The sequence below is a fragment of the Paenibacillus mendelii genome (assembly GCF_024498075.1).
Classification (GTDB): Bacteria; Bacillota; Bacilli; order Paenibacillales; family Paenibacillaceae; genus Paenibacillus_Z; species Paenibacillus_Z mendelii.
This window is the reverse complement of sequence record NZ_JANHOF010000016.1, coordinates 36,185-50,622: the sequence shown is the minus strand read 5'-3', so window position 1 is coordinate 50,622 and position 14,438 is coordinate 36,185. Positions and strand designations below refer to the sequence as shown.

The following is a 14,438-nucleotide window of genomic DNA, read 5'->3' as shown; positions in this document are numbered from 1 at the left end:
ATGAGTACGACGGGAACGGCAGGTACGGTTAAAGAGCGTGCGGATTTAGCCTTGAACGACGATTTTTTACGAAAAGCTGTCCGGTTCACGACCGAACGACTTCGCAACGGGAAGAAGAAAGCGTCCGAGGATCATGGGAATTGGGATGATTGGCGGGAGCGGGGCCGGCAGATCCGGCTTCATACGATCGCGCATCTCGATTATTATTTGAATATCTTTACGGAGAATGCCCGTGCAAACGGTGTCCATGTTCACTTCGCAGATACAGCGGCAGACGCGGTAAAGGTAGCGCTGGACATCGCCGAGCGCAAGCAGGCGAAAACGATCGTCAAGTCGAAGTCCATGGTAACCGAGGAGCTGCATCTGAACCATCACCTCGAGAAGATCGGCATCGAAGCGATCGAAACCGATTTGGGCGAATATATCATTCAGCTGGCAGGCGAGACCCCGTCTCATATTATTATCCCTGCCATTCATAAGAACCGTTATCAAATCGCAGATCTCTTGTCCGCGGATGCAGGTGAAACGCTCGCGCCAGACACGACTGTGCTTGCAGGCTTCGTCCGCAAGAAGCTTCGCGAGAAGTTTCTTGAAGCCGATATCGGAATGACGGGCTGTAACTTTGCGATCGCCGAGACCGGCTCTATGGTCCTGTTCGAGAACGAAGGCAATGCGCGTATGGTTACAACCGTACCGAAAACACAAATTACACTGATGGGCATGGAGCGGATTATTCCTTCTTGGACGGATCTGGAGGTCATGGCAACGCTTCTTCCGCGTTCGGCAACCGGTCAGAAGCTGACGGTCTACATGTCCGGCATTACAGGTCCGCGCCGATCCGAAGACGGAGACGGTCCGGAAGAAATGCATATTATTATTGTCGATAACGGCCGTTCCCTGCAGCTGGGCGATCCGGAATTCCAGGAACTGCTGAACTGCATCCGCTGCGGCGCTTGTCTGAACGCCTGCCCGGTATACCGCCACATCGGCGGTCACGCGTACGGTGGCACATATAGCGGTCCGATCGGAGCCGTATTGACACCATCGCTTCAGAAGAACGTGGGCGAATGGGATGATATTGCGAATGCGTCAAGCTTGTGCGGCGCTTGTTACGAAGCCTGTCCAGTGAAAATTCCACTGCATGATATGCTCGTTTATTTGCGAAGACGGAAGGTCGAAGCCGGTCATGGCAATAAGATCGAAAGCATCGGGATGAAAGGCTTTTCCGCGGTGATGGGCGGCTCGAAACGGTTCCGTACGATCTTAAATCTGGGTAAGCTGGGGCAGAAGCTTGTTGTTCGCAATGGCGAAATAAGAACGAAGCTCGGTCCGCTGAAAGGCTGGAACACCTACCGGGTTACACCGAGCATACCGAAGAAGACGTTCCGGGATAGTTGGGGAACGATTGAGGAAGAGATCCGCAACGGGCTTCAAGAGATGGATCCGGCGGTACGCAGCCGCATGGAAGCCGCTGTGAAGAACAGGGATAAAGGAGGACACGGCCATGGCTGAGTCACAAACACATCAACAATGGCTGGATGAACTTGAGGCAGCATCCCGTTCGAAACAGGAGAAATTCATGAACAGCATTGCCAGCAAGCTGGGACGGCCGAGAGTAATGGAGGCGCCTAAGCATCCTTTCCGCGGCGCACCCGACTTCTGGAACAATTTCGAATGGTCGCAGGAAGAGCGGGTTCAACATTTTACGGAGAACTTCAAGAGCGCTGGCGGACATGTTGCCCGGCTGGCCGATATGGAGGCGGCGAAGCAGTTCATTGCCGACAAAGCCAATGAGATGAGCGCCAAGTATATTGTGCGGCAGAATCAGGCGGAGCTTGAGGCGCTAGGGCTGGAAGCTGCACTCCCAGATGCGTCCATATCCGTATGGAACAGCGATCCGGCGCAGTCCTGGAAGGCACGTGCCGCAGAAGCCGATTTCGGTGTTGTTATGGCAGACTATGCGGCTGCTTACACAGGATCGGTAACGGTACTATCCTCCAAGGATAAAGGCCGTTCCGTCAGCTTGCTGCCGACTGTGCTGATCGTCATTATTCCGCTGGAACGTCTGAAGACACGGTTAGGGGAGATACTACCCGATTTCGATCGCGCAGGAAGGGCTAGCCTGCCTGCAGGCATTCACTTTATCTCCGGTCCAAGCCGATCGGCCGATATTGAGAATGATTTGACGATTGGTGTGCATGGACCGGGTATCGTCTACTCCCTTATCGTCGGATAAGAAACGAAGTTTCCTTCCAATAGTGCAGTCTACTATAGAAATTGACAACAAAAGCGCGGCGATCGGGAACGATCGCCGCGCTTTTCTATCGTTTCAAGTGTCTTACCATTCAGCTACGCTGCCGTCCTCATGACGCCAGAGCGGATTCTGCCAATGATGGCCGATCTCGGCCATCTTGCGCACTTGCTCCTCATTGATGGCAATGCCGAGGCCGGGTCCAGGCGGAATGGTGACGAAGCCTTCTTTATATTCGAAGACGGAATGATCATGAATGTAGTCCAGCAGGTCGTTGCCTTGATTATAATGAATGCCGAGACTTTGTTCCTGGATAAAGGCATTATGACAGGTGGCATCGACCTGAAGGCAAGCGGCAAGGGCAATCGGGCCGAGAGGGCAATGCGGCGCCACGGCGACATCGTAGGCTTCCGCCATGGACGCGATCTTCTTGCATTCGGTAATGCCCCCGGCATGCGACAGATCAGGCTGGATAATGTCGACGTATCCATCGGCGAGCAGCGATTTAAAGTCCCAACGGGAGAACATCCGCTCACCTGTTGCGATCGGAATATTCGTAGCGCGGGCAATGTCCCGCAAGGCTTCGTTATTCTCGCTCAGCACAGGCTCCTCAATGAAGAGAGGGCGGAACTGTTCCAGCTCCTTCGCGAGCACCTTGGCCATGGGTTTGTGGACGCGGCCGTGAAAATCGATGCCGATGCCCATATACGGTCCTGCTGCATCACGAACGGCGGCAACCCTAGCTAGAACTTGATCGATTTTCTCGTAGGTATCGACGTATTGAAGCTCCTCCGTACCGTTCATCTTAATAGCGGTAAAGCCCGCTTCCTTGGCACGCAGAGCGGAAGCGCCGACGTCGCTAGGCCGGTCGCCTCCGATCCAGGAATAGACCTTCATCTTCTCGCGGCAGGCGCCGCCAATCAACTGATAGACCGGGGCGTTGAAGTACTTGCCCTTAATGTCCCACAGCGCTTGGTCGATACCGGCAATCGCGCTCATTAGAATGGCGCCGCCACGGTAGAAGCCGCCCCGGTACATGACCTGCCAGTGATCCTCGATCCGCAGCGGATCCTTGCCGATTAAATAGCTGCTCAACTCTTCCACGGCAGCTTGAACGGTGTGCGCCTTCCCCTCGATGATGGGCTCTCCCCAGCCGACAATTCCTTCGTCCGTTTCTACTTTAAGGAACAACCAGCGAGGCGGAACAACAAAGGTTTCCATACGTGTTATTTTCATGGTTTATCAGTTCTCCTCTCTATTGGCCGAGTGCTTTCTTCACGGCTGCGATCATGTCGCTGATATGCGTTTTCATGAGTGAACGGGCTTGATCAGCTTCGCGTTCTTCGATGGCGATAGCGATCAGCATATGATAGCTCGCCGCTTTCGCCTTGCTGTGGGGCAGCTTGTTCGTTTCTCTGCGCCCTTTCGCGGATAAATCCGAGATGGCCGACAGCATCTGCGATAGAAGCGGGTTATTGGCGCCCTCGGCGATTGTCATATGGAATTGAAGATCGGTGGCGTAGTGATCTATGCCCTGCCGAATCTGCTCCTCCATCCGCTCCGCCAGCAAGCGGATCTCTCTTACTTGGCCGGAGGTCGCCCGTTCTGCGCAGAAGGCGGCAAGCTCCGGTTCGAGCACGATTCGAGCTTCTAGCAGCTCCAGGAGGGTGCTGTCCTCCAGCTCTCGCAGTTTGCCTGCCGGGTCATCGAGCAAGCTGGGATCGTTATGGATATAGATGCCCCGCCCATGCTCCACACTCACGATTCGCTGATTCTCGAGCACCCGCAATGCCTCACGTACTGCCGTCATGCTAAGTCCAAAATCCACTGCCAGCTGTCTGGTTGTCGGAAGACGTTCGCCCGGTTTCCATTCGCCGCTCGCAATCTTATCCTTCACACGCGCGATGATTTCCTCATGGGCGAGCTTCTTCATGACAGGTTCTCTTCCTTTCTCCTTAAGCAATCTTTACGAAATTACATAAAGATCATATCTATTTATATAAATGATATTATCTATTCAATCTGATTGTCAACGATTTCTTGAACGTTCCACTCCGATTATTTTCAAATATTGGGAGCTATGGTATAGTAAATCAACTTAACCTGCCGGTCATGCTTGGCAGTCCGGTAGAGGCGAGGTGAACGGAAAGTTGGAACAATTATTAAAGAGCTATATCCGCGAGCATCCAATGATGATGGACGACTTGCGGCGCGTAAGGGGACTTGAGCTTCCCAACAGCTTCGTGGCAGCAGGCTACATACGCAACTATGTCTGGGACAGGCTGCACAATTATGATTACCGGGCCACTCACAGTGATATCGATGTGGTGTATTATGATTCCGATTTTCCGGAGGAGCAGCGGGATCAGGCTTTGGAACAATCGCTAATCGATGCTACTGGTAATGAGAAGTGGTCGGTCAAGAATCAAGCTAGAATGCATATTCGTAACAATGAGGCCGCATATGATTCCGTCTACGATGCATTAAGCAGATGGCCGGAGACGGCTACTGCAATCGGAGTGAGGCTGGAATGGAACGATGAGCTGAGCCTCTGCTGTCCCTACGGGTTGGATGACTTATTCCGTCTGATTGTCAGACGAAGCCCTCTATTCTCGGATCAAGCTTACTATCGGAGCCGTATAACGGCGAAACAGTGGCAGCGTCTGTGGCCGAACCTTGCTATTATTGAAGATTGATATCCTGGCCGCGGTCAGGATGGAAGCAGGAGGAGAAACGCTATGAATTCGAATACAAGCATATTTAACAATCGTGTGGAGTCAGAAGACGAGCTGCGTCAGCTGCTCGGTTATCCGAACCCGGTTGTTGCACAGAAGACGATTACGACGATCGATGCGCATTGCCGCTCTTTCATCTCTCTTTCTCCAATGGTCTATTTAGCAACTTCGGATAGCCGAGGATCATGCGATGTTTCTCCTAGAGGAGATGCGCCAGGCTTCGTGTATGTTCTGGATGAGAAGCATCTTGTCATTCCGGAGCGTCCTGGCAATCGTAAGATGGATTCCTTTCTCAATTTGCTGGAGAATCCGCATGCCGGACTTATTTTCATCATTCCTGGTCTGGAAGAAACGCTGCGGATGAATGGGCGTGCAAGCATCATTACGGATCCGGATCTGATGGAGAAGATGAGCTCGCATGGAAAAATACCGAAGCTGGGAATCGGTATTCAGGTGGAAGCCTGCTACTTTCATTGCGGCAAAGCGTTCCGGCGCTCGGAATTATGGAAGCCCGAATCATGGCCTGATCTGTCAGCCATGCCCACAGTTGCGAAGATGCTGGCCGATCACGTCGGTGTCGCTGACGTAACCGCCGAATCGGTTGCTCAAGGGCTGCGGGAAAGCTATGAAAAAAGGCTGTACTAGCAGACAGGAACATGACCTGCTGCGCAGGCAGAATGTTCTTGCGATCGCTGTTGTCCCCGGCTTTCTTCGAATCAGATTTAAAGCTTGAAATGCTTAGAACAAAGGCGCCCGCCAGCGCTTCACCAGAATCATTCTTCCTGCTCCGCACTTGCAAGGAAAACAAGCGTTCAAAACAACAGCGCGAGATGATAAACTAGCAATAGCTGCAGCTACAGGATACTAGCAGAGGTGCTTCTACAATTCCACAGAAGGAGTTTTTGCATGCTTACATCTGCTCGGCTGTCCGATAACGTGGAACGTCTTCGCAGCAATCCTTATCCAGGACGCGGATTCATTATCGGATTAACGCCATCTCAATTACATTATGTTCAACTGTATTGGATTATGGGACGAAGCGAGAATAGCCGTAATCGTGTCTTCAAGCAAGAGGGGACCTCTGTTCGTAACGAAGCTTACGAACCTGCGAGGATGACCGATCCGTCGTTAACGATTTACAGCCCGATTAAGGAAGAGGGACCCTATCATATCGTGACGAACGGCGATCAAACCGATACGATCATATCGGGTTTGCAAGTAGGCGAGCTGTTCGAATCATCTCTTCAGCGACGCGAATATGAGCCGGATCCGCCGCACTACACGCCCCGAATATCAGGGGTTATGGATAGGAACCGGCAGACATATACACTATCAATACTAAAAACAGCCAATCAGCAGCCAGGGCTATGCGTTCGGGATTTCTATCATTTCGACCGCTTTACACCGGGTGTCGGACATTGTATTCACACCTATGCGCAAGAGAAAGACGGAGTCTTGCTCTCTTATGCCGGAGAGCCCTACGAGCTTCCGCTATTTGATGTCATGGACGAATCTCTGTCTTATTATTGGTCACTGCTGGATGAGAGCAATCGAGTTTCCATGCTAGTCAAGCATATTGATGTCCGTACCGGTCAGGTAGAGCTGCGAATCGTGAATAAACACGGGTAGCGCGCGATCGTGATCGCATACGGATGCTGCAACAAAGGGGGGGGAGCTGCTATGCCAGATTGGTCGTACCAAACGCTGTTCCGTCCGCTTCTATTTAAACTGCCGGCTCGAATTGCCAGAAGTGCAACCCTTCATGCCATGGGCGGGCTCAGCCGAATTCCAGGCGGGTCACTCGTCATCCGTACGCTCGGTCATATGGAAGTATCGCCACTGCTAGAACAGAAGCGGCTTGGCCTGGATTTGAAATATCCAATAGGTCTCGGCGGCGGCGTTGACCCGCATGGGACGGCCCAGCGCGCATTGGCGCAATTTGGATTCGGATTCACGGAAATCGGTCCAGTCACCATGGAGCCTGTTCGATCCGATCAACCCATTGTCTTGGACCGGGCTCAAGAAGCTATCGTTTATCCCGACGCACCGGTTAATGACGGCCTTGCAGCCATTGTAGAGCGGATGAGGCGGAAACGGGACCATCCGCTTCCGTCTTTTTTTCGGCTTTGCCCTATGCCAGGCTGTACCCCAGGTGAAGCGCTGGTTCAGATCCGAAGTATGCTGAAGGCGTTAAACCCATTCGCAGCCGGTTTCTACTTGGATATCTCCGAGGATAGCTGGCCGTCCGACATTATCGACGCCTGCACCATGGAGGCTGTTCGGCTAACCAAGTCGGAAGCAGCAGACAAACCCGTGTTGTTATATATTCAACCGGATACGAATGAGGAAGCGATCATGGCGCGGCTTGCCAATATTAACGAAGCTGGCATTGTCTTCGAAGGCGTTGTCATTGGCGATGCGATTACAGTCGGTGACAGCCAAGTAGTCGGACGCGCCGTACGAAGCTCCGTCTTACAGAAGCTGAAGCGAATCCGTTCCGTGTATCCGGCAGAATCATTCACGCTGATAGCTGCCGGCGGCGTGCATGAGCCGCAGGACGCGCTTGATCTTACGGAGGCCGGAGCCGATCTGGTGCAGCTTCATAGCGGAATCGTGTTCTCTGGGCCGGGCTTGCCCAAGAGAGTGAATGAAGCCATCCTGTACCGAATTGTATCACGCCTTCCTGCACCGCCTCTGCCTTCATTCTGGCAAGGATGGGGGTGGATGTGTCTGCTCGGGATCGGCATGATCATTGGCGGAATCATCGCATGGATTATTGCGGCGACGACAGTGGTGCTTCCGTATGATCTTTCCTTTCTATGCACGGACGCCGAGACGCTTGCCAGCATCAATGAGCGTCTGCTGCCCTTCATGTCACATGACCGTATCACGCTCGCAGGCACGATGCTCTCTATCGGCGTTCTCTACTATCAGCTTGGAAGGTATGGGCTGCGGGAACGGCTGCACTGGGCAAGAACGGCTCTGATGGTGTCGGGAATCGTGGGCTTCAGCAGTTTTTTTCTGTATTTGGGTTATGGCTATTTCGATCCGCTTCATGCAACGGCTGCTGCCATTCTGCTGCCGATGTTCATGCTGGCCATGCGGGATCGGAAGGAAGAGCCTTACCGCAGAAAGACGAATGTCGCGAACAATCCGACATGGAGAATGGCACAGCGGGGGCAGTTTATGCTCGTTGTTCTTGGTTTTGCACTCGTGATTGGCGGGATCACCATTTCCACGGTGGGCGTTACGAAGGTGTTCGTACCCGAAGACTTGGAATTCTTGATGACCAGTCCCGCTGCGCTGGATTCCGCCAATCCCAATCTGCTGCCGCTCATCGCACATGACCGGGCAGGCTTCGGCGGGGCGTTATTATCCAACGCGATCGCCCTCCTGGCAACTGCGCTATGGGGCATCCAGCAGGGAGCGCGCTGGCTATGGTGGACGTTTCTGGGAGCGGGTACGCCAGCTTTTGCCGCGGCATTCAGCGTTCATCTGTATATCGGGTACATGGATTTCTGGCATCTTTCTCCGGCGATATTCGCCTTGGTGTTGTATGTACTTGGCCTTCTACTCCTATATCCTTACTTAATGCGGCCAATATCAGCTTCAAAGACCGATCGAGCCTGAAGAAGAAGAGTTGTCGATGAGTATAATAATATATGGATAATAGGGGTGGCTAGATGGACGCCGTAGAAGCAACCGTTTCGATGAAGAAGCCCGTTATTGGTGTAACAAGCTCCCAGGAGGATGGCGCCGTTAACAGTACGGAGTGTACGATGCGTGCGGGCGGGCTGCCAATCATCGTCCCATTAGGGGGCGAGATGCCGGAAATCTCTCAATACGCGAATCTAATAGATGGGCTGCTGTTGACCGGAGGAGCCGACATCGACCCTTCCTACTTCGGTGAAGAACCGCATCGCGGGCTTGGCCGCATTACTCCCGAGCGCGACCGGCTGGAAATCAGGCTTACCCAGGAATGCCTGCGTCTTGGCAAGCCGATATTTGCGATATGCCGGGGAATTCAAGTGCTTAATGTGGCTGCGGGCGGAGCGCTGTATCAGGATATCGAGCGGCAGTGCGAGGGGCTTCAACATCGCCAGCAAGCGCCTGCTACGTACTTGGCACATACGGTACAAGTGACGCCGGGTTCCTTGCTGCATCGTATCGCCGGAGCCGAAGAATTCCGGGTGAATACATTTCACCACCAAGCGGTGAGCAGGACTGCGGATGGCTTTACAACGGTAGCAACAGCGAAGGATGGAATCATTGAAGCGATCGAGAGCGTCTCGCATCCCTTTGTCCTCGGCGTTCAGTGGCATCCGGAGACGTCAGCCCAGGTGGATGAGATTTCACGTAAGCTGTTCGAGGCATTCATACAGGCGTGCAAGGAAAGCAAAGCCGGGGAGGAAGAATGAATCATCAGAATGAAGCTGCAGAGGATAGAAGGGCGGTCCAGAACGTGACGATTCGAACGAGACAGATGGCAGTGGCGTTTCTGTTCCATGGCGGGAAGGTGCTGCTGATGAAAAAACAAGCGTCCAACTGGCAGCGCCAGACGATGCCTTTCTACAGTGGAATAGGTGGGCATATGGAGACGGATGAGTTGAACGATCCGATCGATGCTTGTTACCGTGAAATCGAAGAGGAGACAGGACTGAAGCGGGAAGATGTAAGCGAGCTAAAGCTGAAGTATATTCTGCTGCGGCTAAAAGGAGATGAAATGCGGCAGCAGTATGTATATGTCGGTGAAACGAAACGGGCGAATGTTGTTGAGTCCGATGAGGGAGAGCTAGGCTGGCATAGGCCGGAAGAAGTTGGCGGGCTGCGTTCCTCCGCGATTCATCATGCTGTATTTGCCCATTATATTGAAAATCCGGATCGGGAGCACATCTTCTCGGGGACCATGTCCATCGACGCTGACGGCGGGCCCCTCGTGCATTGGAATGCGCTCATCGATCCGGAGGTGTTCTAGCCATAGATTAGCGGTTAAACCTTGAACCGCTCAATGGTGCGGTTCAAGCTATTCGCAAGCTCGCGAAGCTGCTCGGAAGAGCTCGCGACTTCTTCCATAGCGGCAAGCTGTTCTTCTGATGAAGCGGCGACGTTCTCCGAGTCTTGTGACGACACGGAAGCAATGCGCTCCAGCTCTTCAAGCGAAGCTGCGATCTGCTCGCTCCCCGCGGACATTTGCTGCGAAGCTGCCGATACCTCTTGAACCTGCTCAGACACTTGACGAATAGCGTGAACGATCGTACGGAACGTATCGCCGGCCTGATGGGCGACGGATGTTCCCGTGCGCGCTTCCGTCATGGACTGCTCCAGAGAGGAGACAGCCTGCGTAGTGCGGGTGCCGATGCCTTGGAGAATCGATTCGATTTGCTCGGAGGATTCCCGGGAGCGTTCGGCCAGCTTGCGTATTTCTTGAGCGACGACGGCAAAGCCCTTGCCATGTTCGCCGGCACGAGCGGCTTCGATGGAAGCATTCAGCGCAAGCAGATTGGTCTGGTTGGCAACGTCAGCGATGAGCGCCATAATTTCGCCTATTCGGCCGCTCAGCTCTTTCAATTCATGAATGGTCTCCACCGAACTGGATAAATTATGCTCGATGGTTTGCATTTGGTTAACCGTGCTTGCTATAACCGACTCGCCAGCCGAGGCGCTTGTGGTTGTATCCGCGGCTAAATCCGATACGACGGAGGACGATTCCGCGATTCGCTGAATGCCGGTCGCCATCTCGATCATTGCCCGCTGACATTCCTTCGAGCTCTGCAGCTGCGTGTCGGAGCCGGCTGCGACGCTTTGAATCGCTTCCGCAATTTCCTGCGTTGCTTCAGCTGTCTGCTTAGCGCTCTCCTGCAGATTGGAAGCCGATTCGGATACTTCAGCTGAGGTGGTGCGAATGCTCCGGGTGAGATCGCGAAGGCTTGCGATCATCATGTTGAAGGATTCCGCAGCTTGACCGATTTCATTGCCGTTCGTAATAGGAATGGATACGGTTAAGTCGCCTTGCGAAGCAAGCTTGGATAATTCAGCGAGCTTGCGAAGCGGTCTCACGGCGATCCGGATAAGAGATACGACGATCAGGATCGAGATGAGTATGAATGCGAAGCCGCCGCCCAGATTGGTCCACAGCATGAACGATAGTTCTTTCTTGACGGTACCATAATCGAAATCGAGTCCGAATAGAGCGATGATCTCTCCGTTCTTGTCGCGGATCGGAGCCAAGTAAGAAATCCAATCGCCCATGGAATCGGAGTATGAATCCGTAACCGCCCAACCATCGCGCATAGCCTCTTCATAACCTTCCAAGAAGTAGGAGTTCAGCTCATATTCAGTGCCGGGAAGCAGACCCAAGTCCGTCAGGCTTTGATTCTCCTGAATGTTCAAGAGAAACGTCTTTCCGTCCTTTTCTATCTTATCTGGCATGAATACATACGAATTCGCGATCGATGTACTCTCTGCCATCGCATCCAGCTGCATCTTAAGAATAGAGAAGGCAGCGTCACCGCTCCCCTGCTTCGTCGCGATCATATCATGAGCGGTTGTCAGTGATGCGCTGTTTGCTTTAATTTGAGCGGATAAGCTCTGTCCATACTGCTCGAACTCATTCAAGTATGCCTGCCGCTGCTGGTTATACGATAACCACACACTGCTTCCGAGGACCACCGTGAAAATAAGGGACAATACCAATGAACTTGTGAACAGCAAGCTTTTCGTTTTAAAATATTTTGCAATGAACAATGCAGTCACACCTCTCGTTGTAGTAAGATATTTATCGTCTGAACAAGTGCAAAGAAATAGAGGGATGAATAATTTTCTTATTATTCTGATGTAGAGAGGGAGGTTATAATAGCTGCAGACAAGTATAACAAGCATCTATTAGAAATCTTTCTTGACGATTGTTAGGTTTCTGTTAAGTTGACTAGAACAATTATGAGGTGGCATCATGAATAAACTAACATTTATTGACTATACAGAGTCTTATTTGGAGCAAGTGAGGAACACCTACAATTATTATGTCGAGCACACGACCGTATCGTTCGATATGGAACCGGTGAGCGCGGAACAGATGCATCAGTTAATCCAACCGATGGACGAGTTGTACCGCTCGCTGATCATCCTCTCGGATGGTCATTATGCCGGATATGTATTGTATACGCAGCATAAGAAGAAAGCGGCGTATAAGGTGACGGCAGAGGTCACGGTATATTTGGAGCCGGCCTTTGGCAGACAGGGGATCGGAAGCTATGCCGTTCCGTTTGTAGAGCAGTTAGCCCGTGAGAACCATATCCATTCGTTTATTGCCACGATTTGCAGCGAGAACGAAGGGAGTTTGCGGTTGTTCGAGAAGCTGGGCTACGAACAGTGTGCCTGCTATAAAGAGGTCGCTTATAAATTTGACCGCTGGCTGGACCTGAAATCCTATCAGAAAATACTCTGATAACATTTTGAATAAAAAAACATAATAATGTATATTTATACATATCCCAATCGAAGAGAGGATGGTATAAATGTACAAAAAGATCGAGGAAGCTGCATTGAACGCATGGCCAGCCTTGCAAACCGTCCTGCGTGACGGGTGGCTGCTGCGTGTGTCCAATGGATATACCAAACGTTCCAATTCCGTCAGCCCTCTGTATTCTGATTGTTCAATTACTGATGTGAAGGAACAGATCCAGAACGTGGAACGGTTCTATGCTGGTGTCGGACTGGATGCCGTGTTCAAAATAACGCCGTTCATTCAACCTGCAGCACTTGATGAAATGCTGTCACAATCCGGCTACAAGCTTGCTGATCCTTCTTGTGTGAAGCTGCGCGAACTCCCCGGGCGCCTGCCTCCAAGCCGTGGCGATGTTCGTTTTGAGGAGTCCTTGTCAGAAGGCTGGCTGGAGATGGCCGCTTCGCTTCATCAGCTTACCGCGAGCCAGCTCTCAACGACGCGCAAGCTACTTGAGCGATCCCCGCTGAAGCAAGGCTTTGCGACTGTCTATAAGGATGGCGTGCCGGTATCGTGTGGATTTGGAGTGGTAGATGACCATTATTTGGGGTTATTCGACATTATGACTGCACCCGGGCATCGTCAACATGGCCATGGAGAACAATTAATCCGTCATTTGCTGGAATGGGGGGAAGCACGCGGGGCCGAAGCTTGTTATTTGCTTGTGGCGGAGAGTAATAAGCCGGCTGTTCGTCTATATGACAAGCTTGGCTTCGAGACGATCTACAAGTACTGGTACCGCGTGAAGCCGTTCGCGCAAAATTAAGGCCAGAAGAGGAGAGGAAGCCTGTCAAGCTCTTACGAATGTTTGCCGCTATCCTTCTCCTTCTTTATACCGGCTTACTGCTCTACTGGATGTTCATCGGCTTTGGGAGAAGCGATACAGCAGGCAGCGGCTACAGATATAACTACATCCCGTTTCAGACGATCCAATTATACTTCAACCACGCCGACCATTTTCGCTTCAAAATGTGGGTCATCAATATCGTCGGTAATGTGGCGGTATTCGTACCGTTCGGCCTTGCGATTCCATATCTGCTGCAATACGGCTTCTTTCGATTTATGTTCCGGTTCATAGCTGTGCTCTTCGTTCTGGAGACCATGCAGATGCTACTCAAACGAGGGAGCTTCGACATTGATGACATTATACTAAACTCGGCAGGAGCATTAATCGGGTTTATGCTGTACCGGATCATCCGGTCGATACAGATCTAATACGGTTTATTTATGCGGAGGAGAGATCGTCTCAATGTACAAAGCGATATTATTCGACCTGGATAACACGCTCCTCGATTATACTTCAAGCGAGCTGGATGCCATGCACCGCGCGATTGCGCAACATCGGCTTCTGGAGCTGGGGGGATTTGAATGGGAGACGTTCCGGAGCGTATTCGCGCCCATTAACTGGACATACTGGAGCGAGCGGGTGGAGCGGCAGATCCACATCAGTCAGGTGCTTCACTTCTCCTTCCGGGATACGCTTGCCCAGTTGGGGTTCGACCCGTCCCTATCGGATCCTCTGGCGAAGACGTATTGGCATTTATTCTGTAATACCTGCCATGTGATGGAGGGGGCGCACCATGTTCTGTTGACTCTGCATGGCCGTTATCCCCTTGGTATTATCTCCAACGGCATAGGCGAAGCCCAACGGGCCAGGCTGAAGACGGGCGGAATGGATCATTATTTCGATCATCTCTTTATCTCCGATGAAATGGGTCTATGGAAGCCTGACCGCGCCATCTTCGATTCGGCGGTTCATGCATTTGGCTTGGATCATTCCGAGGTGCTGTTTGTCGGAGATTCCCTGCAGGATGATTACATAGGAGCCGAACGCTCCGGAATCGATTTTTGCTATTATAACCCTGTTGGTCTGCCTATCGGAGAATTGCATCAGCCCAAGTTCGCGATACAATCATTATCCGAATTAACGATGATGCTGGATAACCGTTAG

15 protein-coding genes are annotated in these 14,438 nt (G+C 52.1%); 12 read left to right on the top strand and 3 right to left on the bottom strand.

Features of this window, described 5'->3' with window-relative positions; genetic code table 11:
• Both NNL21_RS29865 and NNL21_RS29860 read left to right on the top strand, forming a co-directional pair.
• Positions 1-1,512, top strand: coding sequence for a LutB/LldF family L-lactate oxidation iron-sulfur protein (locus NNL21_RS29865; RefSeq protein ID WP_204818968.1), 1,512 nt, complete (start codon positions 1-3; stop codon positions 1,510-1,512).
• Positions 1,505-2,236: a LutC/YkgG family protein gene (locus NNL21_RS29860; protein WP_204818969.1), complete on the top strand. Its 732-nt coding sequence runs from the start codon at positions 1,505-1,507 to the stop codon at positions 2,234-2,236. Before NNL21_RS29865 ends, NNL21_RS29860 begins: the two co-directional genes overlap by 8 nt.
• 102 nt (positions 2,237-2,338) lie before the next feature.
• Here the strand turns inward: NNL21_RS29860 and dgoD are convergent, their stop codons facing one another.
• The gene (gene dgoD / locus NNL21_RS29855) at positions 2,339-3,487 is read right to left on the bottom strand and encodes a galactonate dehydratase (RefSeq protein ID WP_204818970.1); all 1,149 of its coding nucleotides are present in this window, start codon (positions 3,485-3,487) and stop codon (positions 2,339-2,341) included.
• A gap of 19 nt (positions 3,488-3,506) precedes the next feature.
• Positions 3,507-4,184: a FadR/GntR family transcriptional regulator gene (locus NNL21_RS29850; RefSeq protein WP_204818971.1), complete on the bottom strand. Its 678-nt coding sequence runs from the start codon at positions 4,182-4,184 to the stop codon at positions 3,507-3,509.
• A gap of 256 nt (positions 4,185-4,440) precedes the next feature.
• Here NNL21_RS29850 and NNL21_RS29845 point away from each other — a divergent pair, with 256 nt between their 5' ends.
• From NNL21_RS29845 to NNL21_RS29820, 6 genes are all read left to right on the top strand, one after another.
• Positions 4,441-4,947 (top strand): nucleotidyltransferase family protein, encoded by a 507-nt coding sequence (locus NNL21_RS29845; protein ID WP_204819117.1) that lies wholly within the window; start codon positions 4,441-4,443, stop codon positions 4,945-4,947.
• A gap of 42 nt (positions 4,948-4,989) precedes the next feature.
• Positions 4,990-5,631: a pyridoxamine 5'-phosphate oxidase family protein gene (locus NNL21_RS29840; protein WP_204818972.1), complete on the top strand. Its 642-nt coding sequence runs from the start codon at positions 4,990-4,992 to the stop codon at positions 5,629-5,631.
• A gap of 261 nt (positions 5,632-5,892) precedes the next feature.
• Entirely contained in the window at positions 5,893-6,615 is a 723-nt protein-coding gene (locus tag NNL21_RS29835) for an IMP cyclohydrolase (protein ID WP_204818973.1), read from the top strand.
• Between the two features lie 51 nt (positions 6,616-6,666).
• The gene (locus NNL21_RS29830; RefSeq protein WP_204818974.1) at positions 6,667-8,616 is read left to right on the top strand and encodes a beta/alpha barrel domain-containing protein; all 1,950 of its coding nucleotides are present in this window, start codon (positions 6,667-6,669) and stop codon (positions 8,614-8,616) included.
• Positions 8,617-8,669: 53 nt separating this feature from the next.
• On the top strand, positions 8,670-9,404 hold the full coding sequence (locus tag NNL21_RS29825; protein WP_256555575.1) for a gamma-glutamyl-gamma-aminobutyrate hydrolase family protein: 735 nt from the start codon (positions 8,670-8,672) through the stop codon (positions 9,402-9,404).
• Positions 9,401-9,961 (top strand): NUDIX domain-containing protein, encoded by a 561-nt coding sequence (locus NNL21_RS29820; protein WP_204818975.1) that lies wholly within the window; start codon positions 9,401-9,403, stop codon positions 9,959-9,961. The genes NNL21_RS29825 and NNL21_RS29820 overlap by 4 nt, the downstream gene beginning before the upstream one ends.
• 14 nt (positions 9,962-9,975) lie before the next feature.
• On the opposite strand, the gene NNL21_RS29815 is transcribed toward NNL21_RS29820, so the two are convergent.
• On the bottom strand, positions 9,976-11,730 hold the full coding sequence (locus NNL21_RS29815) for a methyl-accepting chemotaxis protein (protein WP_204818976.1): 1,755 nt from the start codon (positions 11,728-11,730) through the stop codon (positions 9,976-9,978).
• A 205-nt stretch (positions 11,731-11,935) separates the two neighbouring features.
• Between NNL21_RS29815 and NNL21_RS29810 the strand changes: the two genes are divergently transcribed.
• The 4 genes from NNL21_RS29810 to NNL21_RS29795 all read left to right on the top strand — a co-directional run bounded on the left by NNL21_RS29810 (position 11,936) and on the right by NNL21_RS29795 (position 14,438).
• Positions 11,936-12,430 (top strand): GNAT family N-acetyltransferase, encoded by a 495-nt coding sequence (locus tag NNL21_RS29810; protein ID WP_204818977.1) that lies wholly within the window; start codon positions 11,936-11,938, stop codon positions 12,428-12,430.
• 70 nt (positions 12,431-12,500) lie between these two features.
• A complete protein-coding gene (locus tag NNL21_RS29805) occupies positions 12,501-13,253 on the top strand; it encodes a GNAT family N-acetyltransferase (protein ID WP_204818978.1) in 753 nt (250 codons plus the stop codon).
• A 38-nt stretch (positions 13,254-13,291) separates the two neighbouring features.
• The gene (locus NNL21_RS29800; protein WP_204818979.1) at positions 13,292-13,702 is read left to right on the top strand and encodes a VanZ family protein; all 411 of its coding nucleotides are present in this window, start codon (positions 13,292-13,294) and stop codon (positions 13,700-13,702) included.
• Positions 13,703-13,736: 34 nt separating this feature from the next.
• A complete protein-coding gene (locus tag NNL21_RS29795; protein WP_256555574.1) occupies positions 13,737-14,438 on the top strand; it encodes an HAD family hydrolase in 702 nt (233 codons plus the stop codon).

Excerpts from the sequence above, each read along its gene's own strand:
- dgoD (WP_204818970.1), bottom strand. The coding sequence starts at position 3,487 with ATGAAAATAACACGTATGGAAACCTTTGTTGTTCCGCCTCGCTGGTTG.
- NNL21_RS29820 (WP_204818975.1), top strand. The coding sequence starts at position 9,401 with ATGAATCATCAGAATGAAGCTGCAGAGGATAGAAGGGCGGTCCAGAAC.
- NNL21_RS29805 (WP_204818978.1), top strand. The coding sequence starts at position 12,501 with ATGTACAAAAAGATCGAGGAAGCTGCATTGAACGCATGGCCAGCCTTG.
- NNL21_RS29795 (WP_256555574.1), top strand. The coding sequence starts at position 13,737 with ATGTACAAAGCGATATTATTCGACCTGGATAACACGCTCCTCGATTAT.
- NNL21_RS29830 (WP_204818974.1), top strand. The coding sequence starts at position 6,667 with ATGCCAGATTGGTCGTACCAAACGCTGTTCCGTCCGCTTCTATTTAAA.
- NNL21_RS29860 (WP_204818969.1), top strand. The coding sequence starts at position 1,505 with ATGGCTGAGTCACAAACACATCAACAATGGCTGGATGAACTTGAGGCA.
- NNL21_RS29850 (WP_204818971.1), bottom strand. The coding sequence starts at position 4,184 with ATGAAGAAGCTCGCCCATGAGGAAATCATCGCGCGTGTGAAGGATAAG.
- NNL21_RS29840 (WP_204818972.1), top strand. The coding sequence starts at position 4,990 with ATGAATTCGAATACAAGCATATTTAACAATCGTGTGGAGTCAGAAGAC.
- NNL21_RS29800 (WP_204818979.1), top strand. The coding sequence starts at position 13,292 with ATGTTTGCCGCTATCCTTCTCCTTCTTTATACCGGCTTACTGCTCTAC.
- NNL21_RS29865 (WP_204818968.1), top strand. The coding sequence starts at position 1 with ATGAGTACGACGGGAACGGCAGGTACGGTTAAAGAGCGTGCGGATTTA.
- NNL21_RS29845 (WP_204819117.1), top strand. The coding sequence starts at position 4,441 with ATGATGATGGACGACTTGCGGCGCGTAAGGGGACTTGAGCTTCCCAAC.
- NNL21_RS29810 (WP_204818977.1), top strand. The coding sequence starts at position 11,936 with ATGAATAAACTAACATTTATTGACTATACAGAGTCTTATTTGGAGCAA.
- NNL21_RS29835 (WP_204818973.1), top strand. The coding sequence starts at position 5,893 with ATGCTTACATCTGCTCGGCTGTCCGATAACGTGGAACGTCTTCGCAGC.
- NNL21_RS29825 (WP_256555575.1), top strand. The coding sequence starts at position 8,670 with ATGGACGCCGTAGAAGCAACCGTTTCGATGAAGAAGCCCGTTATTGGT.